Below are 20,016 nucleotides of genomic sequence, written 5' to 3' on the forward strand. Positions count from 1 at the left end.
AACCACCCGTGGTTCATGTGCACACGCTGCACGTCAACGGGTCTGGGCCGGAACCGCGGCTCGGGCTGTTCTTCGAGGCGCGGCGCTGGACCGGCGAGCCAGCTAACCGCAAGCCCGAGAAGTGTTCCGGCGTGCGGTGGTTCTCGTTCGACGCACTTCCCGACGACGTGATCGACTATCTCGCTGCTTATCTGAACGGCCACCAGTTCGGCGTGCTCGGGTGGCCGCCGCACTAGGCTCGTACGCGATCAGACTGATCTTGGGGGATCACATGCACGACCATTCCTGGGCGGACGCCAACGCGGGCGAAGAACGGTTCCTGGGCGAGATCTTCTCGCTCGCGTTCGTCCGCGACGTCGAACCACTGGAAGCCATGCGCCGCGTCGGCGGCCTCGCGGACACCTTGGCAGAGCGCACCCCGGACCAGATCGCCGAGCTGCACGACTTCGACCACGGCTACCCGGAGGTGGTGGCCGCGCTGACACTCGGTGAGTGGACGGTGCTGGTCCAGCCGAACAGTTTCTGGCTGGGGCTCCTGGCCGAGCCGTTGTCCCGGGGTACTGAGGCTGTTTCGCTGTCACGGCACGACTATGCGACGTCGAGTTTCGACCACGCCGTGGACGGCACGAACGTCGGCGGCTTCAACCTGCACTACCCGCCCGCGTACTACGGCGAGGACACCGGCCGGCTGCTCGATCTGATGCGCCAGGTCGGGTTCGACCCCGTGGACGACGAGGACGACGATGGCGAGTACGACGACGAACCCCACGGCCGGGCGCTGCGGCTGGCCGAGCTGATCACCGGGGTCTCGCCGACGTTCGACCAGCTCGTCGCGCCGTTGCCGAGCATGCACTTCGACCCGTGGTTCAGCCGCAAGAGCCCATCCGGTTCCCCCTCGGAGCACACCGCGGAGGAGATCATCGCGGAACTGGACCTGGCGCGGACGCCCGGTCTGGTCGAGACGCTGGCGGCGGCCCGGCGTGGCAAGCACGTCGTCGTGACGCCGGAAAGCGAGCTGGGACAACACGTTCGCGAGTGGTCCACGCTGCAACGACGTGCAAGCTGGTCGCTCAACAGTGCACGTGGCCGGATGAGCGACCAGGAGCGCGCACGTGGTCACCGCTTCGGCTGGCTGGTCCAGGAACTGGCCTTCGCGTTCAGGTCAGATCTCGCCTAGTGGTCGCAGCAGACGCGTTCCGCCCACTCCGGTTCGTGCCACCAGTGCTTGTTCTCGGCTGACGGCAGGGCCGGCAGGTCCGCGGCGTAGGCGCCGAAGGTCGGTTGCTCGCCGCGGTACGGCTCCAGCAGGTCCGGGACGCGGTGGAGCCGGCCTGCGACCATGACCTGCTTGACGTTCGCCGCCGCCTTGATGTCGGTGAGCGGGTCGCCCTCGACGAACGCGATGTCCGCGGGTGCTCCTGCGCGGATCGTGCCGAGGGGCAGGCCCAGCCACTTCGCCGGGTTGCGGGTCGCGGTGATGAGCGCTTCCCGTGGGGTGAAGCCGTATTCGACGAGTGCGCGCAGGTTCATGTGCGTGGCGATGGCGGGGCTGTCGAGTGGCGCGTCGGTGCCGCAAATGACGAAGCCGCCGGCGCGGTGGACCTTCAGGGCGAACTCGACCCAGCCGCGCAGGATGGCGCGGGACGAAGTGGCGGCCGGGGTGCCCTGGTTGTTGGCGTCGGCGAGGTTCCGCTCGTACTCCCACGGCGGGTAGAGCACGCGGGTGCGTTCGTCGGTGGCGAGCGACTTGTCCTTGTCGTACAAGGCTCGTGAGTGGAACAGCGTCGGTGTCATCGACATGCCGGAGCTGGTGAAGAGCGCGACCACGTCCTGGTACGCGCGGCCCTGGCGGGTGATGGTGTGGGAGTAGCCGAGGCGGTTGGTGGCGCCGACGTGTTCCATGCCGTCCATGCCGATGTTGGCGGCCGGGTACAGGTAGTGCGAGGACAGCGGGACCTGTGATCGTTGCACGGCCGCGCGTTGCAGTTCTACCGGCAGGCGCACGTAGGTCTTGATCATGTCGTAGTCGAGCTCGTGGGCGCGGCGCAGTTCGAGGTCGAGCTGGGCCCTGCTGAGCGTCGGGCGCATGAAGTTGTAGTAGACGCGGGAACCGTCGACGGCTTCGCCGGTGGCGTAGAACCGTGGTCCGACAAGGGATCCGGCGGCGAGCGCCTCGCGGGTCTCGACCATCTGGTAGACCGGGTCGCCGGGCGAACGGACCGTGGTGATGCCATAGGCCAGCCACACCAGGCCCTGGCGCGCACCCCACTGCCGGCCGCGCAGGTGCCAGTGGTTGTGCGCGTCGATCAGGCCGGGGATGGCGGTCAGGCCAGAGGCGTCGACGTCGGCGCGGCCGTGCTGCGGCCGGATCTCCTTGACCGCGCCGTTCTCCACGACGATGTCGACGTCGCGCTTGAGCTCGTGCGCCTCACCGTCCCAGTAGGCGCCGACGCGGATCACCTTGCGCTCCGGCGCCTGCGGCCTGCGCCAGCTCAGGTCGTGCCGGATCGTCGTGGGCCTGCCGTCCAGTGTGGACCTTCGCAGCCTGCCGTTGTTCAGGTACACCAACGCGTCGTTGCCCTGCCATGCCAGCGAGTCGGTGAACTCGCGGGTGACCTGGCGGGGTTCACCGAGGAAGGTCCCCTTGGCGTCCACCGGAACGACCCACGCGACGCTCTCCACGACGAACGCGATGTGCTTGCCGTCCGGCGACCACACCGGGCCGTCGTCACCGCGCGTCGCGATCGAACGGAACGGCATGGGCTCGGTGTACTTCAGCTCGCCGCTGACCAGGTCGACGCTCAGGACCTGGCTGGTGCCCTCGCGAAACCGGCGCGAGAACGGCTTCACCGCGGCGAGCGCGACCGTGTTCCCGTCCTTCGACCAGGTCGGCCGGCCCGGCTGGAACAGCGTCGGCGTGACCTGCCGGCGGCCCTGCTGGTCCGCGATCCACAGCTGGCCGTCCTGGTCGAGGTAGGCGACCCTGGTGCCGTCCGGTGAGTACCGCGGCATGAGCTGCGCGTGCGGCGCCAGCGCGAACACCTTGTCGTCGCCCGTGTTCAGGTCGCGGACCCGCAACTGCGCGACGCCGGTGCGGTCGCTGGCGTAGATCAGCTTCGTGCCGTCCGGCGAGAAGTCCGGGTCCGAGTCGAAGTACTTGCCGTTGGTGATCTTCTTTGCCCTGCCGTCGCTCAGCAGGTAGATCGCGTTCAACGCCCGGAAGGCGATCTTCCTGCCGTCCGGCGACACGACCGGGCTCGCGATGCCCTTGACCGCGCCGCCGACGAGGTTCTTCGTGCGGTGCGGCCGCCGCGTCGTGCGCACCGGGACCGTCGCCTCGAACGAGATGTCCTTTGTGGACCCGTTGGCGCGCAACCGGATGGCACCGTCCGCGGTGTACAACACGCTGTCGCCGTCCCAGATCGGCGCGAACCCGAACACGTCCTGCCCGGTGACGACCGCCGTGGCACCCAGCATCAGATCGGCCTGGCCGGGCCGCATCAGCGTGTAGCTCGGCTGGTCACCCGGCCCGAACGCGGCGCCGAACAGCTGCGCGCCCGCCGGCCCTGTCACGAGCCGCTCGCGCTTGCCGTCCAACGACACCACGTCGACCGCGGTGTTGCCGACGGTGAAGATGATCCGCGTGCCGTCCCCGGACCACTGCGGCGCCGCGGCCTCGTCCGGCACACCGGTGAGCTGCGTGATCGCATTCGTGGCCACGTCCAGCACGTGCACGCCGTAGCTCCCGGCGCGGTCGCTGACGAACGCGATCTTCGTGCCGTCCGGCGAGAACGCGGGTTCGCGGTGGTCGAACTTGCCGCTCGTGAGCTGCCTCAGACCACCGCCGTCGAGCCCCATCACGTACAGGTGGTAGTTGCCGTCCCGATAGGACTGGAACGCGATCTGGTTACCGGGCCCGAACGACGGCAGCGTGGCGTCCTGCAGCTCGTCGGTCAGCTTCCGCGCCGTCCCACCCGCCGCCGGCAGCACCCAGATCGCCGTCACGAGGTCGATCGCCAGCCACCTGCCGTCCCGCGACCGCGACACCGAGATGTTGGTGCCCTGCGTCAGCTTGACCCCGGTGCCGGACGCCTCGGCGGTGCCGATGGTCAGCGTGGACGCGGCGGTGGCGACGGCAGCGGCCTGGCCGGTGCGAGTCAGCAGTTCACGACGCGACAGTTCCATGACGGCGGCACTCCCCAGTGTTGATCCCCTACGAGATCCAGCCTGCCACTGAAGGAGCCGCGCGCTATCGACCGTTCGGCCTAGTGAGCCGCTTCGACGTTTCTTTTGAGACGCCCCAAATCCGCGCGTATGCTGCGCCGCACCTGCCAGCGCATCAACGGTTCCGCGACCGCGAAGAATCCGCCAGGTGACCCCGTTGCCCGGATCGCGACGTTCGTCCCGCCCGGCACGTCCTCGAGCTCGTACCGCACGGTCATCGGAAACGGCTTCTCGACCTTCATCTCGATCAGCCGGTCCGGTTCGTGCGCCGTCACCACGTAGCCGTAGTCGAACGTCCGCCCCAGGAACTTCGCCGTCCGCACGACCGTCGCGCCCGCCACCAGCAACCCGGGCTGATCAGGGCGAGACGCGGTGATTCCACCCGTCCACGCGAGGTCGTGGGCGGGGTCGAACATGTAGGCCGCGACCTCGGCCCGCGGCCTCCGCACGACGACCTCCGGCCGCACGTCCACGCTCATGGACGGAGGCTACGCCCCCGTCCGGCTCTCCGCGGAGCGGCAGCGGCCACTAGAGGGCGAGCGCGCCCTCGATGCGGGCGACCATCGCGTCCTCGGCGTCCACCACGACGCCGTCGGCCTCCGCCACCTCGCGGCAGATCGCCAGCACGGCGCGCGGGAACGACGCCGCGTCCTCTGGCGAACGGGCCGTGAGGGTCTTCATCGTGCGGCGCAGGGCCTCCAGGATGACCGGCTCGATCTCCTCGTCGGTGCCGGCGGGCACGGACGGGCGGGCGCCGCCCAGGACGGTGCGCAGGTCGGGCGAGAGGTGGGACAGGGCACGCAGGCCGGCGAAGCGTTCCTCCAGCACGGGGCCGGGGTCGGCGTGGGAGACCAGCAGCATCGCGCCGTACACGGCGGTGCGCAGCGTGCGGCTCTCCTCGTCGGTGTAGAAGATCATGTGGCCCACTCTAATGTCGTCGGTCAGGCGGTCGTATCGGTGCTGATATGAGGACTCGCAGTCGCGCCGGCGGTTGCGTCGCACATGGCGAAATGCCTCGAAAACACGTGTGACGGACATCTACGGCACCGCAGGCGAACAAAGAGAGCCGTCCGTGCGTTGAGATGGTTTGAGACAGCGACTCTGGAGGATGGACGAATGACGACCACCGCGGCCCGCCCCCGCATCACGGTACGGCGTGTGGTCTTCACGCTCGTCCTTGTCACGGTCACGACACTGCTGTTCTGCGTGCCGTTCGAGGGCCTGTTCGCGGCCAGCGCCGAGTGGCCGGACCCGGTCCGCCCGATCGCCGCGATCGTCTTCGCCGGAGCCGCCATCTCCATGATCGTGCTGTTCACCCAGCGGAACTCGGACCGCGCGGCGCGGATCTCCCAGTTCCTGCTCGGCTTCGTCTGGATCGCGTTCGTCTGGACGCTGATCTCGGACGTGCTCCGGCTCGCCCTGGCCGTCGGCGGCGTCGAGAACCCGTTCCGCTCCCGCCTGATCGCGGTCCTGCTCGCCGTCCTCATCGCCGCCGTCACGATCTACGGCGTCTACGAGGCCATGCGGGTGCCGCGGATCAAGCGTCAGGACGTGACGATCCCGCGCCTCGACCCGGCGTTCGACGGCCTGACCGTCGCGGTCATCACCGACACCCACTACGGCGCCATCAACCGCGCGAAGTGGTCGCGCGGCATGGTCGACGCGGTCAACAAGCTCAACGCCGACGTCGCCGTGCACGTCGGTGACATCGCGGACGGCACCGCCGACCAGCGCCTGGAGCAGGCCACCCCGCTCGGCGACGTCAACACGAAGCACCGCTTCTACATCACCGGCAACCACGAGTACTACTCGAACGCGCAGGGCTGGATCGACCTGATGACCCGCCTGGGCTGGAAGGCGCTGCGCAACGAGCACGTGACGCTGGAGCAGGGCGACGCCCGCCTGGTCTTCGCGGGCATCGACGACATCACGGCCAGCCACTCCGGCGAGCCCGGCCACGCCGCCGACCTCGCCACGGCCCTGCGCGGTACCGACAGCACCGCGCCGGTCGTGTTGCTCGCGCACCAGCCGTCGGAGATCAAGAAGGCCGTCGAGGCGGGCGTGGACCTGCAGCTGTCCGGGCACACGCACGGCGGGCAGATCTGGCCGTTCCACTACCTCGTGCGGTTGCAGCAGCCGGTGGTCGCCGGCCTGAGCAGGCACAGCGACCGCACCCAGCTCTACACCAGCCGCGGCGCCGGTTTCTGGGGCCCGCCGATGCGCGTCTTCGCGCCCAGCGAGATCACGCTGCTGACTCTCAAAGCGAGCTGAGGTGGCCTGAGTCGTTGAACCGCACCAGCGCGGGCGGCTTGCCGGTCCGGTAGCGGATCACGGTCAGCGCCGCGTTGTCGTGGTTCAGCGTCAGCCACCGCTCGGGCGGCGCGTCCAGCGCGTCCCGCACCAGCCAGCTGATCAGGAACGCGTGCGTCACCACCAGCACCGGGCCGTCGCCGGGGCGCGCGAACCGCGTCTCGGCCTCGTGCGCCAGCGCAGGCCCGCGGGTGCGTTCGGACTCGGGGAACTGGTCGAAGAACTCGTCGTGCTCGGAAACGAAGTGCGGCACGAAGTCGTCCGCCGCGGCCTCGACCCGGCAGGGCACCTTCAGCACCTCGGCGATGATCGACGCGGTTTCGGCCGCACGAGCCAGCGGACCGTGGTGCACCGCCGCGAAACCCGTGCCGCGCAACCGTTCCGCGAGCAGCTCGGACTGCTTCCTGCCGCGTGCGGTCAGCCTGGACTCGTCCTTCGTCGCCTCGCCGTGCCGGACCAGATGCAGATCTCTCACGCCGTGCAGTCTGCCTTGATGGCACTCGCGGCGTGATGGGCGTAGGTAGGTCCGGAGTTGTTCCAGTCCTGACCTCGGGTGAGCAGCTGCACGGTGAGGTTTCCGCTGGACTTGAACTTGCCCGCGCTGACCCACTGGCCGCGCTTGTCGACCTGCTTGATCGCGAACGACGCCATCGGGGTGCCGCCGACGCCGTTGCGGTCGAACACGTAGTACACGGTCGGGTTACCCCCGACCTCCTCGAGGTTGCCGTTCGGGACGAACACGGAGACGTCGCACGTGCCGGAGATGGCGAACGTCCACTGCCCGTAGGCGGAGGCGTCGTCACGGCGGGAGTCGCCGGACATCGGGATCGACACGTACGTCGAGCCGCACTTGCCGTCACCGTGGTCGACCCAGCCCTTGCGGCCGTCGCGGTACAGGCCCACGTTGCTGTAGCCGCCGCAGCCGGGGCCCATGGTCAGCGACTTGGCACCAGCAGGAGCGCGGTTGCCGGTGTCGTTGCCGGGCGGCGGCGGGTGCGCAGCCGGTGGCGTGGTCGTCGCCGGGATCAGGCCCAGCGCCGAGGACGCGAGCGTCGAGTTCACGTTGCTCGACTCTTCCGGCAACGCCTCCGGCGGCGTGATCAGACCGGGCACGTAGCTGTGCGAGGGCGCGGCGATGTCCGTGCCGCCGTCGCCGGACCCACTGCTGAACGTCAGGACCGCGATTCCCGTGAGGACGAGGAGCGCCGTGACGGCGGCGATCACGGCGACGCGCCGGTTGAGCGGCCGGTGCGGCGGCTGCTCCTCCTGCACCGGCACATCGCCTGCCGAAGCCCAGCGTTCGCGGCCCCTGGCGCGGGCAGCCTCCATCAACGCTGGGTCGGGCGCCAGATGGCGCTCGGTCGGTTCGTCGGGGAACTGGGTCGGCACGGAGCGCAGTGTGCCAGCACCACAGGGTCACCCGAACGCGTGGTTCTTTCGCGAACGGGTCGTTTGAACTCAATGCACCGCACGCTGTGTCGACGGTTAGGCCGTTCCGTCTACGGACCGTGACGATCACTAGACCAAGCGGACCTTATTCCTGACTCGTGAGTCAGGCTAAGTACCGTCCCGCACCTGCGCACACCAGCCTCGCCGGACCCGAAAATCCGGATCTTGTCCCGGTACGCGGGTCACAGTCGGGAAACACCTGCAGAACACGTTGATCTCGCCGCGTTTCACCGCGACGGAACCGGTTCAGGACAGGGCGTCGATCAACGCAAGATCTGGCGGCACCAGCGTCGTCGACAGGACGAGTTCCCGCATCAGGTTGTCGTTCAGCGCGTTGCCGACGGGTTCGCCGACCTCCTCGCGAACGAGTCCCGGCACGCCCTCGCGTGACAGCCGTGACCGCACGGCGGCCACCATGTGTTCGACCTTCTTGTGGCTCCAGGCCTCGTCCGGCCGCAGTTCGGCCAACACCTCGGCCACATGCTGGCGGGCCAACGGCTGTGGGTTCGCCTCATGCATGAGGTAGCGCTGGCCGAGCACGACCAGAAGCAGCCGTTCGTCGTCGGTGAGCCGCCAACGGCGCGGAGGCTCGGTCACGGCACCGTGCGGCACGGCGGGCTGACCGCCGTCCGGCCCGGCCACGTACAGCTCCAGCAGGTGCTCGCGGTCGCGGGTGCCGCGGATGAACAACGGCGTGTAGCCGTTCGCGAGAGGCACCGGGTCTTCTTCCGGGAACAGCCAGCGCGACTTCGGCAACCGGATCGGCAACCGGCCGAGGTTGCTGACCCACCACGACCCGTCCTGGCACGTCAGCGCGCCGTGCCTGCGGGACACCCGCAGATCGCTCTCGCCGACACAGATGTCGACCTCTGGCCGGTTGCGGCCGAAGAACACCCGGTGGCCGTCGAGCGGAGCGCTGTTCACCCGGCCCGTGACCGCCAGCGCGACGATTCCGCCGGGCACCGTTTGTGGCACCTGACGTGCCAAACTTTCGTACATTCTTCGCAGTGTCCCCCCACTCGCCGGGACCCGTCCCTAAGATCCCAGTTCGTGGTTGAGCGGACTGTCGGAAACCGGTACCGGCTCGAAGAGCACCTCGGTGCGGGCGGCATGGGTGAGGTCTGGCGAGCCACGGACCTGCAACTCCAGGAGACAGTCGCGCTCAAACGCCCCAGAGAGGGCGACATCGGCCACGAGGCGCGGATCGGCGCCGAGCTCAGCCATCCGAACGTGATCACGGTGCTCGGCACGGTGACCGACGGCGGCGAGCAGTGGCTGGTGATGGAGTACCTGCCGTCGCGGTCGCTGGCGGAGATCATCGAGGCGGACGGCCCGATCCCCGCGCAACGGGCCGTGAAGATCGGCGCGCAGCTCGCGGACGCGCTGGCCGCCATGCACGCCAAGGGCATGGTCCACCGCGACGTGAAGCCCGGCAACGTCCTGGTCACCGACGACGACGTGGCGAAGCTCAGCGACTTCGGCATCTCCCGCTGGGCGGAGGCGACCCGCGTCGGCGGCGGTGACGTCGCCGGTACCGCCGCCTATCTCGCACCCGAGGTCGCGGACGGCCACGAGGCGCGGCCCGCCTCCGACGTCTTCGCGTTGGGTGCCACGCTGTTCGCCGCCGTCGAGGGCACCTCGCCGTGGGGATCCCCGGACGCCGGATCCTCCGAACAGCTCCGCCGCGCCAAGGCCTACGACATCACGCCACCGCGGCACGCCGGGCCGTTCGGTGAGCTGCTCGCCCAGCTGCTGCGGCGCGATCCGCAGGACCGCCCGGCCACCGAGAACGTCCGCCCGCTGCTGGAGGGCGTCAGACTCCCCCGGCACCGCAAGGCGATCGTCATCGGCACGGCCGCACTCGCCGTGGTGGCCGTGGCGGTCGGCGCGATGGTGGTGTTCTCCCCGCGTCAGGCCACGGCCGGCATCGTCGGCGATCCGGACACGATGGACGTCTGCGGCCTGGCCGCGGGTCAGGCCGACTTCGCGCAGCTGCACGTGCGTGAGGTCGACACGTCGGCCGAGAGCTCGTACTGGTTCAACGGCTGCGCCAGCTGGCTCGTGTTCGGTGACAACCGGGACGAGGGCGTGATCGTCGAGTACTCGGTCAAGCAGGCCGTGCCGTTCGGCCAGGCGAAGGCGGGCGGGAAACTCGGCCCCGTCGAGCACAACGCCTCCTCCTCGGACCTGTGCGTGAAGTCCGTGACGCTGGCCGACGGCAACCACCTGCAGATCGAGGCCAAGGACGGTGGCGCGCCCGCCCAGCCGCTGTGCGAGCTCGCCCAGACCGCGGGCGAACACGCGCGCGGCGTGCTGGCGCCGGGCGAGGTCCCGCGCCGCACCCAGCCGTGGCCGAAGGGGTCGCTCGGATCGCTCAACGCCTGCGACCTGCTCGACCCCGCGACCGTCAAGACCCAGCTCGGGGCAGAGGCGACCCCGTACTCGTTGAACGAACTGGGCCGCTGGGGCTGCGGCTGGGACCACGAGCAACGCACGGCGTCCATCGAGTTCAACCGGCAGGGCACGTTCGAGGAGGACGACGGCGCCCACGCCGACGTCGGCCGTGACCGGGTGGCGGTCTACGAACCGGACGACGGCGGCTGCGAGGTGTCGGTCCAGCACCGGGTCGTGGTGGAGGGGAAGAACCCCCGGTTCGAGGTCGTGATGGTGTCGCTGGGGGACAGGGACGCCGCCGATCCCGCCACGCTGTGCCCTGGCGCGATCGAACTCGCCAAAGCGGTGGTGGCCAGGCTTCCGTAGGCCGCGATCCCACTGGCCGGAGCAGTGGTAGCCAAGGCGTCCCGCGCGGCTTAGGGTGCCCACCCATGTCAGGTAGACAGGTTGTCGTGCTGCTGGCCGTCCTCGTGGCGGGTTGCGGCACGGCCGTCCCCGGAAATCCCGTCGCCGCCCCGCAGTTGCCCACGACGTCGGTCTCCCAGACCGTCACCGTCGTGTCGACGACTCCGCCGCCGAGCAGCAGCGCCGCTCCCCCGCCGCCCGCTCCGCCGCCGCCACCTCCTCCCGTCGCGAAGTTCGGCAACCCGAACGGTGGCGCCGCCGTGCCACCGGAAGCCGCCGCAGAGGACACCTCCAAGCCCACCCGCGTGATCGGCACCGGCGCTCCCGCGTCCTGCACCTCGCAGGCCGTGGTCGACGCGATCGCCGCCGGCGGGGTCGTCACCTTCAACTGCGGGCCGAACCCGTTCACCATCCCGATGACCGCGACCGCGAAGGTCCGCGCGAAGACCGTCCTCGACGGCGGCGGCCGGATCACGTTGAGCGGCCAGGGACAGCGCCGGGTGCTCGACCACAACGCGCCGAGGCTGGTGGTCCAGAACATCACCCTCGCCGACGGCAACTCGACCGGCGACACGGCCGACGGAGGGGGCGGCGGAGCGATCATGGTGCGCGGCGGTCAGCTCAAGGTCGTGAACTCCCGCTTCGCCGGCAACAAGTGCGACACCAACGGCCCGGACCTCGGCGGGGCCGCGATCCGGGTGACCGACTGGGCCGACAAGGTGCCCGTCTACATCACCAGCAGCACGTTCGAGGGTGGCGTGTGCTCCAACGGCGGTGCGTTGAGCAGCATCGGCGCGTCATGGGTGGTGCTCAACAGCCTGATGAAGGGCAACAAGGCCATCGGCAAGGGCGCCAACCCGGCCCGCGGCGGCACGCCGGGTGGCGGCAGCGGTGGCGCGATCTACAACGACGGCAACACGTTCACGCTGCGGGTCGCGGGGTCGCTGATCGAGGACAACACCGCCAACGAGGGCGGCGGCGCGGTGTTCTTCGTCAGCAACGACAAGTCCGGCTCGATGTCCGTCGAGAACTCCACGCTGCGCCGCAACCCCAGCCTCGGCTTCGAGACCATCAAGGGGATCTTCTACCTCGGTGTGGCGGACAAGCCGAAGGTCACCGCCTCGACGATCCAGTGAGCCTGCCCGCGACCAGCAGGAGCGCGAGCCCCAGCACGCACATCGTGAAGCTGAACCCGTAGACCCAGCGGAACCCCAGCTGCTGGGACACGCCGAGCAACGCGCCCGCGACCATGCCGCCGACGATCTGGGTGTTGCTGAACATCGTCGTGGCGTGACCGGGCCGGCCGGGGTCGAGGCTCTGGAAGTAGGTGATGCCCACGCCCATGACCAACGAGATGACGGTGGCGTGCAGCAGCTGCGCGCCCATCACCTGCCAGACGGAGTCGGTGAACACCATCAGGCCGTGGTAGCTCAACGAGATCGCCGCGCCGATGACCACGAGCTTGTGCTGCGACATCCGGTTCGCCAGCGAGCCGAACCACAGCATCATCGGGATCTCCAGCGCCGCGCACAGACCCATCGTGAGCCCCGCGTCGCCCGCGGTGCCGCTCAGTTCGGTCGTGATGAACAACGGCAGGCCGCCCACCGCGAGCGCGACGGCACCCTGCAGGAACACGAACGCGGCGGAGACCACGGACATGTTGCCGCGCGCCTGCCCGGCCACCTCCTCGGCCTTCTCCTCCACCGGCGCCGCGGGCGGCACCGGAAGCGTGAGGGCCAGCACCGCGACGCCGAGCAGGAGTGCGGCGGTGGAGGCGAAGAGCCCGACCCAGCCGGTCTTCGCGACGAGGAGCGCGGCGACCGGCGGTCCGGCGACCCAGGCGACGGAGAGCAGCGTGCGCAGGACGCTGACGACCATCGACGGCCCTTGTGAGACCTGACGGCCGTACGCGAAGAGCTGCGGCAGCAAACATCCCGCGATCGCGATGAAGACCACCGACGCGCCGAGCAGGAACCAGTAGTCGCGCAGCACGGCGAACAGGCTGTAGCCGATCGCCCCGGCGACACCGCCCACGGCGAGCATGTACCGGCGCTGCACCCGGCCGTCGGACAGCTTGCCCATGATCGTGCTGGCGGCGACCATCGCGAGCGGGCTGACGATCAGGAAGAAGCCGAGCTGGAACGGCGTCACCTTGATCTCGCTGGTGAGGAACAGCGAGTTGAACGGAAGCGCGAACGCCATCGACACGCCGGACACGACGCTGATGGCGGAGAGTTGGAGGAACGTACGGGACAGGAGCGGCGAGGATCTTCTCTCGCTGAGTGCCGTCACCGGTTCATCGTGCTCGTTGAGCGGTCAATCAGGAAACCAAATATCCCATTATGCGGGCAAGATCTCACACCACGAGGACTGCGCCGTCCCTGCGGTGATCTGCACCACCCCTGAGCAGGCCTGACCCGGTCATTTCGACCACCTGGCAGCCGCCGAAGAACATGCTCGGAGCGCGGAATTGCGTCACCGGGAGCTCACTTTCCGGTCGAATTCCCGGTTCAACGTGGAGGTGGTCGCCGCTGAGGTGCATCCGGGGCGCGTCGACGGCGTCCTGGGCGGGCATGCCGCGGTCGAGGACGTTCACGAGCACCTGGAGGATCGCGCCGCAGATCCGGCTCGACCCCGCGCTGCCGAGCACGAGTTCCGCGCCGCCGTGGTTCGTGACGACGGTCGGCGCCATCATCGACGGCAGCCGGTCGCCGGGCACGTGGCTGAAGAACCCGTCCGGCGACAGGTCCTCCTCCCCCATCATGTTGTTCAGGTGCACACCGGCGATCGAGATCCCCGAGCCCGCGCCGTTCGTGGTGGTGACCGAGCAGGCGTTGCCGTCGGCGTCCAGCACCGAGATGTGCGTGGTGGAACCGAGGCGGTTCAGGTGCGCCTTCGGGGTGGCGAGCGCGCGGATCAGGTCCTGTTGCGACGGGTTGTCCGGCAACGCTTCCAGCATCTGCGTGAGCAACGCACCGCCCGCAGCGGGTGGTGGGTTCGTGTGGATGTCACGGCCGCGATGCCGGACGTGCAGGGGTTCCCGCTCGACGACCTCATAGGCGGCCAGGTCGGCGCGGCTGAGGTCGCCGCCGTTCGCGGTGATCGTGTCGGCGATCGCGGCCGCGATGTCGCCGGTGTAGAACGGCGCCGCGCCGTCGTTGCCGAGCCGCTCGAGGGCGTCGGCGACCTCGGGCTGGACGAGGAGTTCACCTTCCTCGAACGCGTTCAGGCCCGCGCTGTGGGCGAGCGGCAGCAGCAAAGAGGTGACGTACGCCTGGTACCGGTTCACCCGATGGCCTTCACGGGCGTGCGTCGCCGCGGCGGTCACGAGTTCGTGCAGCGGAGCCCGGCCGTAGGTAGCGGCCTTCGCGGCACCGGCGGGCATGCCGAACGCGGCGACCGACGACGGTCCCACGTGGAATTCCTGCTGCGCGTCACCGAAGTGGACGGTGATCGGGTCGAGCGGAGCCCTGGCTCCGGTGGCGTCCCTGCCGGGCGCTTCGGCCGAGAAGTCCAGCAGCACAGGGGTTTCACCGGCCGGGGCGATCATCATGTACCCGGCGGAACCGAGCCCGGTCAGCAACGGCTCGGTGACGCAGGACGTCAGCATCGCCGCGACGGCCGCGTCCACGGCGTTCCCACCGGCGCGCAGCATCGCCGCGCCCGCCTGTGCGGTGAGCGGGTGGCCCGCCGCGATCGCGCCTCGCACCGTTGACCTCCGAGTCTGCTTCCCAACGGGGAAGTGAAGGCGAACAACGGTAGACCTGTACGCGATCAGCGGGCCACCCGGCCCACGTTCTACTTCTTGGTCGCGGTGTAGTTCCGGAAGTTGATGTAGGTGTCGAGGATGTCCGACGAGGCGCTCTCGACCGAGCGGTAGATGCCCCACTTCGGGCGGACGTAGTCGCCCTCGTCCGGGATCCGCACGCCGGACCGCTTGCCCTGCACCGCGATCGGCGCGTTCGCACCCGTGCCGTTGCGGAGCACGAAACCGACCGTGCCGCTGGAACCCGGGGTGATCGTCCACTCGACGGTGACCCACTTGTCGCGCAACGGCGCCAGGTTGGTCGAGGCGATGTCCGGCGCACCGGACGTGCTGAACGCGCGCGCCCGGATCGTTTCGGTGCTACCGCTGCGGCTCAACGACAGGGTCGTCCACGGTCCGCCGTTGGTCGAAGGCGTCTTGGTCTGGAAGATGTGCGTGAACTTGCTCGTGCCGTGCAACGAGGACGGCATGTACATCTCGTACGAGATGACCCAAGTCTCGCCGTTCTTCATCTTGATAGCGCTGCCGTTGCTCACCATGCCCTTGGACTCGGTGCGCTGACGGTCACCGCCACCGGTCGTGTCGCGGTCGTTCTTCCAGATGTTGAACCGGTAGTGGTCGCCCTCCACGACGATGTACTTGCCCCTGCGGTCGGGGAACTTGTTGCCGCGGTCGACCTCGATGCCCTCGAACGCCTTGAGGCCGTCGGTCGCGGGGTTCGGGCTCCACGCGGGTGCCGCGTTCGCGGGACTCACGGTGACGAGCATCAGGGCTGCTGCGGTGAGCGCGGCCCTGCGGGTGATGCGCGATTCCATCGTTCGGCGCGTCCTTCCTGGCGGCGTACGACAGGGGGAGCACATCGGGCGGCGGAGCGATGCCTCTTTACGCCGTCGAAGGTAGGAGGTCTCGACCTGCGATGTCAACGAAAGTGACGGAGTTTGACGGTGATTGACAAGATTCATCGGGTTAGTTCGGCTGGAATCGCGATCATTCCTCATAACCGGTCCCCACCTGGTCCCGCGGAACGGCGGTGGAACCGGATGGAACGCCGCATCGGGTGGAACACCCCAGATCGGAAGGACTCACCGATGCTCAAGCGCGTCTTCGCAGCCACGCTCTTCGCCGCCGCCATCGCGACCACCACCGCGGTACCCGCTGGCGCGATCCCGACGCTTCCGGAACCGACACCGGGCCGTCTGATCGTGATCAGCTACTACACCGACTACCAGCACCGCGACCTCGTCGGCCAGGTCTGGTTCGGGTGCGGCGACCCCAGAGACAGCTGGGGCGTGCAGACCGACCAGGCCGTGCTGCACACCGTGCTGTGCGGTCCCGGCCCGCGCGGCTGAGGCTCAGCCCCTGAGCGCCAAGGCGAGCCTGACCGCGTCCGCGCGGGAACGCAGGTCCGCCTTGGCGAACAGGTTGTTGATGTGCGTCTGCACGGTCGCCTCCGCGAGCGGTCCCGCGGCGATCAGCACCACTGCCGTCTCCACCCGAGGGTTGAGGGGCCGGGCAAAACGGGTAATTCGACGACCATGGAGTGGATCACGCGACTGATGGAGGCGCTGGGCTCGCCCGGCGCGGGGCTGGCGGTCGCGCTGGAGAACGTGTTCCCGCCGGTGCCGAGCGAGGTGATCCTGCCGCTGGCCGGGTTCACCGCGGGCCAGGGCAAGATCTCGCTGATCGCCGCCATCCTGTGGACCACCGCCGGGTCGGTCGTCGGCGCGCTCGTCCTGTACGGCCTGGGCACATGGCTCGGGCTGGAGCGGTTGCGCCGGATCGCGGACAGGGTGCCGTTCGTCAACGTGTCCGATGTGGACAAAGCGGACGCGTGGTTCGACAAGCACGGCACCAAAGCCGTGTTCGTCGGGCGGATGGTGCCGGTCGTGCGGAGCCTGATCTCCATCCCGGCCGGGGTGTCCGGGATGCCGATCGTGAGGTTCACGCTCTACACGGCGGCGGGCAGCCTGGTGTGGAACACCGCGCTGATCCTCGCCGGCTACGCGCTCGGCGAGAACTACGAACTCGTCGACCGCTACCTGGGGTGGGTGTCGACGGCGGTGCTGGCCGCGCTGGCCATCGCCATCGGCTGGTTCGTGGTCTCCCGCGTCAAGGCGCGCCGTTCGTAGAGCACCGACGCGACCGCGATCGCCAAGCCGGCCAACGACAATGCGACACCGACCCACGCCGTGGACGTGTAACCCCAGCCCGCGGCGATCGCCAGGCCACCGAGCCACGCGCCCGCGCCGTTCGCGACGTTGAGCGACGAGTGGTTCGACGAGGCCGCGAGCGACGGCGCGTCCGGCGAGGCGTCCATCAGCCTGATCTGCAGCGCGGCCGCCAGGATCTGGATGACGAACCCGAGCAGGAACAGGAAGATGAACATGAACGCGGGGATGGACGCGGTCAGTCCGAACAGGACCAGGATCACGCAGACCGCGACCAGGCCGCCGAACACCGAGCCCATCGAGGACCGGTCCACGAACCGCCCGCCGAACGTCGCGCCGAGCGTCATGCCGAGCCCGAACACCGCCAGCATCCACGGCACCGCGCTCGCCGGCAGTCCAGCGACCTCGGTGGTGAGCGGGGCGACGTAGGAGTAGACGGCGAACATGCCGCCGAAGCCGATCATGCCGGTGAAGATCGCGAACCACACCGTCGGCCGCTTGAACGCGCGGACCTCGCCCTTCATCGACGCGCCCTCGACCGTCGGCACCCGCGGCACCCAGGCCGCGATCGCCCCGGCCGTAATGATCGCGATCACCGCGACCGCGAGATAGGCGGTCCGCCAGCCGATCTGCTGCCCCGCGGCCGTCGCGAGCGGTACGCCCACGAGGTTCGCCACGGTCAGTCCGACCATCACGCGCGCGACCGCTGTCCCCCGCCGTTCGGGAGCAACGAGCGTTGCCGCCACCACCGCCGCGATGCCGAAGAACGCGCCGTGCGGCAGCCCGGCCACGAACCGGGCGAGCAGCAGCAGAGTCTTGTCCTGAGCCGCCGCCGACAACCCGTTGCCCAGCGCCACCGCCAGCATCAGGCCGATCAACATGCCCTTGCGCGGCAGCTTGGCGCCGAGCACCGCGATCAACGGCGCGCCGACGACGACACCGGCGGCGTAGAGGCTGATGGCGTGGCCGGCCTCGTAGTCGGGGATCTTGAAGGTCTCCGCGATCTGGGGCAGCAGCCCCATCGTCGCGAACTCGGTCGTACCGATGCCGAACCCGCCGAGCGCGAGCGCGGTCATGGCGCGGGTGGTGTTCAAGGAGTGGCCCCAGATCTCAGTGGCTGGTCAGCTGCGGTCGAGCTAGCTGCGGACTAGTTAGCTACTGGAACGATTTTACGGTCCTTCTGACGCGCTTCAGAAGCCTCTGGCGCGGTGCCCCTGCTCACACGCCGACTGAGCAGCACGGAAACCACCGCTACCGCCAAACCGCCCACGACGAGCAGCGCGCCGATCCAGTTCGGAGCGGTGTAGCCAAGGCCCTTCCCGATCGCGAGACCGCCCAGCCACGCCCCGGCGGCGTTGCCGAGGTTGAACGCCGCGATGTTCGCCGCCGACGCCAGTGCCGGCGCGCCCTCCGCGGCCTGCATGACGCGCATCTGCAACGGCGGCACCGTGGCGAACCCGGCCACGCCGAGCAGCGCGATGGTGATCGCGGCGGTCCACTGCGAGTGCGCGGCGAAGACGAAGGCCGTGAGCACGGTGGCCAGCGCGACCAGGATGACCACCAGGCTCTTCATCACCGAACGGTCGGAAGCCTTGCCGCCCAGCAGGTTGCCCGCGAACGCCCCCACGCCGAACAGCACCAGCAGCCACGTCACCGCACCCGGCGAGAAGCCCGCGACCTCGGTCATCATCGGCGCGATGTAGGTGAACGACGCGAACACGCCCCCGAACCCGAGCGCGGTCACCAGCAGGGCGAGCCACACCTGCGGATTGCGGAACACGGCGAGTTCGCCGCGCAGGTTGCCGGCCTGCGCCTGCTGCTGCGGCACCAGGAACAGGATGCCGAGCAGGCCGATCACACCGAGCGCGCTCACCGCCCAGAACGTCGAGCGCCAGCCCAGTTCCTGACCGAGCGCCGTCCCCATCGGTACGCCCAGGACGTTCGCCAACGTCAGACCGCTGAACATGAGCGCGATGGCACTCGCCTTGCGTTGGGGTGCAACGAGATCAGCGGCGACGACCGAACCGACGCCGAAGAACGCGCCGTGCGCCAGCGCCGCGACGACCCGTCCGCTCATCAGCACGCCGTAGGTGTCGGCCGTGGCGGAGACCAGGTTGCCGGCGATGAACAGCACCATCAGGCCCAGCAGCATCTTCTTGCGGGGCAACCGGCCACCCAGGACGGTCAGCAGCGGCGCGCCGATCACCACGCCGAGCGCGTAGCCGGAGATCAGCAGCCCCGCCGAGGGAATCGAAACGCCGAGGCCAGTGGCCACCTCCGGGAGCAGACCCATGATCACAAACTCGGTCGTACCGATGGCGAAAGCGCTGATCGCGAGGGCGAGCAGGGCGACAGGCATGTCACACAATCCTTGAAGTCGTAGGTTGTCCGCGTGAGCAATAGTTGCATACGCGGGCAATTGCAGGCGACTCGTGAATCGGTGAAGCGCATCACGCCACACGCGAAGAAGGCCGGCCCCACGGCGGGAGCCGGCCTTCTCTCGTCAACTGCTGATCAGATCCGCGGGACCTCGACGATGGTCCGCCCGTTCAGCGGCTGCGTCGCACGGGCGTTGCCCGCCGTGAACAGCCCCTGGAACCGGGCGATCGTCGCGGCCGACACGTGCTGCTCACCGGTGAGGTACCACTCGACGCCCTCGGTGAACGGCGCCGTGGTGAGCGACCCGGTGTAGTGCAGCGTGTGATGACCGACCGGGAGCAACCGGTTGAGGTTGATCGGCTCGATGTCCACCGGCGCACCACACTCCGGCGAGAGCTTCGCCAGCACGTCGTCCACGACGGAGTGCCCGCCGACGACCAGCGGCACGCCGACCACCAGCAGCTTGCCCTCCGCACTGCGGTGCACGAGGTGCATCTCGAGCGGGGTGTTGCGGCCGGCGAACTGGTGCTCGGACGGCGTGTGGAAGTGGAACTGCACCAGGTCGTACCGGGTGCCGGCGACGGTGACGTGGCCCGATCCGGGCTCGACCTCCGCCTCCTCGGTCTCCTCGTGGTTGCGGATCGTGCAACCGTTCGGGTCTGCCGTGTCCTTGCGGACGTACTTCAGTTCGAGCGCGGAGCTCCCATAGGTCACGTCCAGCTTCGGCGCGTGCGGGTCGAACCGGATCGCGTTCGGCGTGACGTTGACGGGGCTCTGCTTCGGTGTCCCCGACTCAGCCGTGCCGACCGCGAAGAAGGACGCGGCGAGCACGAGCGGAAGAAGAGCCGGAAGGGACCGTCTTAGGTTCATTGCTCCACTTTTCACCCGATCGGGTGAAAAGTGGAATGGACTGTGGCCACG

Annotated in this window: 20 protein-coding genes; 7 read left to right on the forward strand and 13 right to left on the reverse strand. The window is 69.1% G+C overall.

Annotation, left to right across the window (positions count from 1 at the left end; genetic code table 11):
- Positions 1-8: 8 nt before the first annotated feature.
- Together ACWGE0_RS05480 and ACWGE0_RS05485 are read left to right on the forward strand one after the other, a co-directional pair.
- Positions 9-236 (forward strand): hypothetical protein, encoded by a 228-nt coding sequence (locus ACWGE0_RS05480; RefSeq protein WP_452259692.1) that lies wholly within the window; start codon positions 9-11, stop codon positions 234-236.
- A gap of 35 nt (positions 237-271) precedes the next feature.
- Positions 272-1,177: a DUF6461 domain-containing protein gene (locus tag ACWGE0_RS05485; RefSeq protein ID WP_452259693.1), complete on the forward strand. Its 906-nt coding sequence runs from the start codon at positions 272-274 to the stop codon at positions 1,175-1,177.
- Here ACWGE0_RS05485 and ACWGE0_RS05490 read toward each other — a convergent pair.
- The 3 genes from ACWGE0_RS05490 to ACWGE0_RS05500 form a co-directional block, all read right to left on the reverse strand.
- Complete coding sequence (locus ACWGE0_RS05490; RefSeq protein WP_452259694.1) at positions 1,174-4,185, reverse strand: amidohydrolase family protein; 3,012 nt, start codon at positions 4,183-4,185, stop codon at positions 1,174-1,176. The two genes, ACWGE0_RS05485 and ACWGE0_RS05490, sit on opposite strands and share 4 nt — an antisense overlap.
- Before the next feature lie 80 nt (positions 4,186-4,265).
- A complete protein-coding gene (locus ACWGE0_RS05495; protein ID WP_452259695.1) occupies positions 4,266-4,703 on the reverse strand; it encodes an SRPBCC family protein in 438 nt (145 codons plus the stop codon).
- 49 nt (positions 4,704-4,752) lie between these two features.
- Complete coding sequence (locus ACWGE0_RS05500) at positions 4,753-5,142, reverse strand: hypothetical protein (RefSeq protein WP_452259696.1); 390 nt, start codon at positions 5,140-5,142, stop codon at positions 4,753-4,755.
- Between the two features lie 198 nt (positions 5,143-5,340).
- On the opposite strand from ACWGE0_RS05500, the gene ACWGE0_RS05505 reads away from it, so the two are divergent.
- The gene (locus ACWGE0_RS05505) at positions 5,341-6,495 is read left to right on the forward strand and encodes a metallophosphoesterase (protein WP_452259697.1); all 1,155 of its coding nucleotides are present in this window, start codon (positions 5,341-5,343) and stop codon (positions 6,493-6,495) included.
- On the opposite strand, the gene ACWGE0_RS05510 is transcribed toward ACWGE0_RS05505, so the two are convergent.
- The 3 genes from ACWGE0_RS05510 to ACWGE0_RS05520 form a co-directional block, all read right to left on the reverse strand.
- Complete coding sequence (locus ACWGE0_RS05510) at positions 6,482-7,009, reverse strand: histidine phosphatase family protein (RefSeq protein ID WP_452259698.1); 528 nt, start codon at positions 7,007-7,009, stop codon at positions 6,482-6,484. The genes ACWGE0_RS05505 and ACWGE0_RS05510 overlap by 14 nt on opposite strands.
- On the reverse strand, positions 7,006-7,923 hold the full coding sequence (locus ACWGE0_RS05515; protein WP_452259699.1) for a hypothetical protein: 918 nt from the start codon (positions 7,921-7,923) through the stop codon (positions 7,006-7,008). Before ACWGE0_RS05515 ends, ACWGE0_RS05510 begins: the two co-directional genes overlap by 4 nt.
- Before the next feature lie 306 nt (positions 7,924-8,229).
- Entirely contained in the window at positions 8,230-8,982 is a 753-nt protein-coding gene (locus tag ACWGE0_RS05520) for an FHA domain-containing protein (RefSeq protein ID WP_452259700.1), read from the reverse strand.
- 51 nt (positions 8,983-9,033) lie between these two features.
- Between ACWGE0_RS05520 and ACWGE0_RS05525 the strand changes: the two genes are divergently transcribed.
- Entirely contained in the window at positions 9,034-10,743 is a 1,710-nt protein-coding gene (locus ACWGE0_RS05525; RefSeq protein WP_452259701.1) for a serine/threonine-protein kinase, read from the forward strand.
- Between the two features lie 65 nt (positions 10,744-10,808).
- Positions 10,809-11,918, forward strand: coding sequence for a hypothetical protein (locus ACWGE0_RS05530; RefSeq protein WP_452259702.1), 1,110 nt, complete (start codon positions 10,809-10,811; stop codon positions 11,916-11,918).
- Here the strand turns inward: ACWGE0_RS05530 and ACWGE0_RS05535 are convergent.
- From ACWGE0_RS05535 to ACWGE0_RS05545, 3 genes are all read right to left on the reverse strand, one after another.
- Positions 11,896-13,074 carry a sugar efflux transporter gene (locus ACWGE0_RS05535; RefSeq protein ID WP_452259703.1) on the reverse strand — a complete coding sequence of 393 codons (1,179 nt, stop codon included), beginning with the start codon at positions 13,072-13,074 and terminating at the stop codon, positions 11,896-11,898. The genes ACWGE0_RS05530 and ACWGE0_RS05535 overlap by 23 nt on opposite strands.
- A 64-nt stretch (positions 13,075-13,138) precedes the next feature.
- Positions 13,139-14,491 (reverse strand): gamma-glutamyltransferase, encoded by a 1,353-nt coding sequence (locus ACWGE0_RS05540; RefSeq protein WP_452259704.1) that lies wholly within the window; start codon positions 14,489-14,491, stop codon positions 13,139-13,141.
- An 89-nt stretch (positions 14,492-14,580) separates the two neighbouring features.
- Complete coding sequence (locus tag ACWGE0_RS05545; RefSeq protein WP_452259705.1) at positions 14,581-15,363, reverse strand: hypothetical protein; 783 nt, start codon at positions 15,361-15,363, stop codon at positions 14,581-14,583.
- Positions 15,364-15,636: 273 nt separating this feature from the next.
- On the opposite strand from ACWGE0_RS05545, the gene ACWGE0_RS05550 reads away from it, so the two are divergent.
- A complete protein-coding gene (locus ACWGE0_RS05550; protein WP_452259706.1) occupies positions 15,637-15,897 on the forward strand; it encodes a DUF6289 family protein in 261 nt (86 codons plus the stop codon).
- A 3-nt stretch (positions 15,898-15,900) separates the two neighbouring features.
- Here ACWGE0_RS05550 and ACWGE0_RS05555 read toward each other — a convergent pair whose 3' ends face one another.
- Positions 15,901-16,041 (reverse strand): LuxR C-terminal-related transcriptional regulator, encoded by a 141-nt coding sequence (locus ACWGE0_RS05555; protein ID WP_452259707.1) that lies wholly within the window; start codon positions 16,039-16,041, stop codon positions 15,901-15,903.
- A 42-nt stretch (positions 16,042-16,083) separates the two neighbouring features.
- Here ACWGE0_RS05555 and ACWGE0_RS05560 point away from each other — a divergent pair, with 42 nt between their 5' ends.
- On the forward strand, positions 16,084-16,677 hold the full coding sequence (locus ACWGE0_RS05560) for a DedA family protein (RefSeq protein WP_452259708.1): 594 nt from the start codon (positions 16,084-16,086) through the stop codon (positions 16,675-16,677).
- On the opposite strand, the gene ACWGE0_RS05565 is transcribed toward ACWGE0_RS05560, so the two are convergent.
- The 3 genes from ACWGE0_RS05565 to ACWGE0_RS05575 all read right to left on the reverse strand — a co-directional run bounded on the left by ACWGE0_RS05565 (position 16,584) and on the right by ACWGE0_RS05575 (position 19,965).
- On the reverse strand, positions 16,584-17,792 hold the full coding sequence (locus ACWGE0_RS05565; RefSeq protein ID WP_452259709.1) for an MFS transporter: 1,209 nt from the start codon (positions 17,790-17,792) through the stop codon (positions 16,584-16,586). The two genes, ACWGE0_RS05560 and ACWGE0_RS05565, sit on opposite strands and share 94 nt — an antisense overlap.
- Positions 17,793-17,863: 71 nt before the next feature.
- Positions 17,864-19,075, reverse strand: a complete 1,212-nt coding sequence (locus ACWGE0_RS05570; RefSeq protein ID WP_452259710.1) for an MFS transporter — start codon at positions 19,073-19,075, stop codon at positions 17,864-17,866.
- A gap of 155 nt (positions 19,076-19,230) precedes the next feature.
- On the reverse strand, positions 19,231-19,965 hold the full coding sequence (locus ACWGE0_RS05575; protein WP_452259711.1) for a carbonic anhydrase family protein: 735 nt from the start codon (positions 19,963-19,965) through the stop codon (positions 19,231-19,233).
- Positions 19,966-20,016 lie beyond the last annotated feature (51 nt).

Source organism: Lentzea sp. NPDC054927, from assembly GCF_053610285.1.

Coding starts and splice junctions, on each gene's coding strand:
- ACWGE0_RS05565 (WP_452259709.1), bottom strand. CDS start 17,792: ATGACCGCGCTCGCGCTCGGCGGGTTCGGCATCGGTACGACCGAGTTC.
- ACWGE0_RS05550 (WP_452259706.1), top strand. CDS start 15,637: ATGCTCAAGCGCGTCTTCGCAGCCACGCTCTTCGCCGCCGCCATCGCG.
- ACWGE0_RS05530 (WP_452259702.1), top strand. CDS start 10,809: ATGTCAGGTAGACAGGTTGTCGTGCTGCTGGCCGTCCTCGTGGCGGGT.
- ACWGE0_RS05520 (WP_452259700.1), bottom strand. CDS start 8,982: ATGTACGAAAGTTTGGCACGTCAGGTGCCACAAACGGTGCCCGGCGGA.
- ACWGE0_RS05545 (WP_452259705.1), bottom strand. CDS start 15,363: ATGGAATCGCGCATCACCCGCAGGGCCGCGCTCACCGCAGCAGCCCTG.
- ACWGE0_RS05570 (WP_452259710.1), bottom strand. CDS start 19,075: ATGCCTGTCGCCCTGCTCGCCCTCGCGATCAGCGCTTTCGCCATCGGT.
- ACWGE0_RS05495 (WP_452259695.1), bottom strand. CDS start 4,703: ATGAGCGTGGACGTGCGGCCGGAGGTCGTCGTGCGGAGGCCGCGGGCC.
- ACWGE0_RS05485 (WP_452259693.1), top strand. CDS start 272: ATGCACGACCATTCCTGGGCGGACGCCAACGCGGGCGAAGAACGGTTC.
- ACWGE0_RS05490 (WP_452259694.1), bottom strand. CDS start 4,185: ATGGAACTGTCGCGTCGTGAACTGCTGACTCGCACCGGCCAGGCCGCT.
- ACWGE0_RS05575 (WP_452259711.1), bottom strand. CDS start 19,965: ATGAACCTAAGACGGTCCCTTCCGGCTCTTCTTCCGCTCGTGCTCGCC.
- ACWGE0_RS05505 (WP_452259697.1), top strand. CDS start 5,341: ATGACGACCACCGCGGCCCGCCCCCGCATCACGGTACGGCGTGTGGTC.
- ACWGE0_RS05560 (WP_452259708.1), top strand. CDS start 16,084: ATGGAGTGGATCACGCGACTGATGGAGGCGCTGGGCTCGCCCGGCGCG.
- ACWGE0_RS05500 (WP_452259696.1), bottom strand. CDS start 5,142: ATGATCTTCTACACCGACGAGGAGAGCCGCACGCTGCGCACCGCCGTG.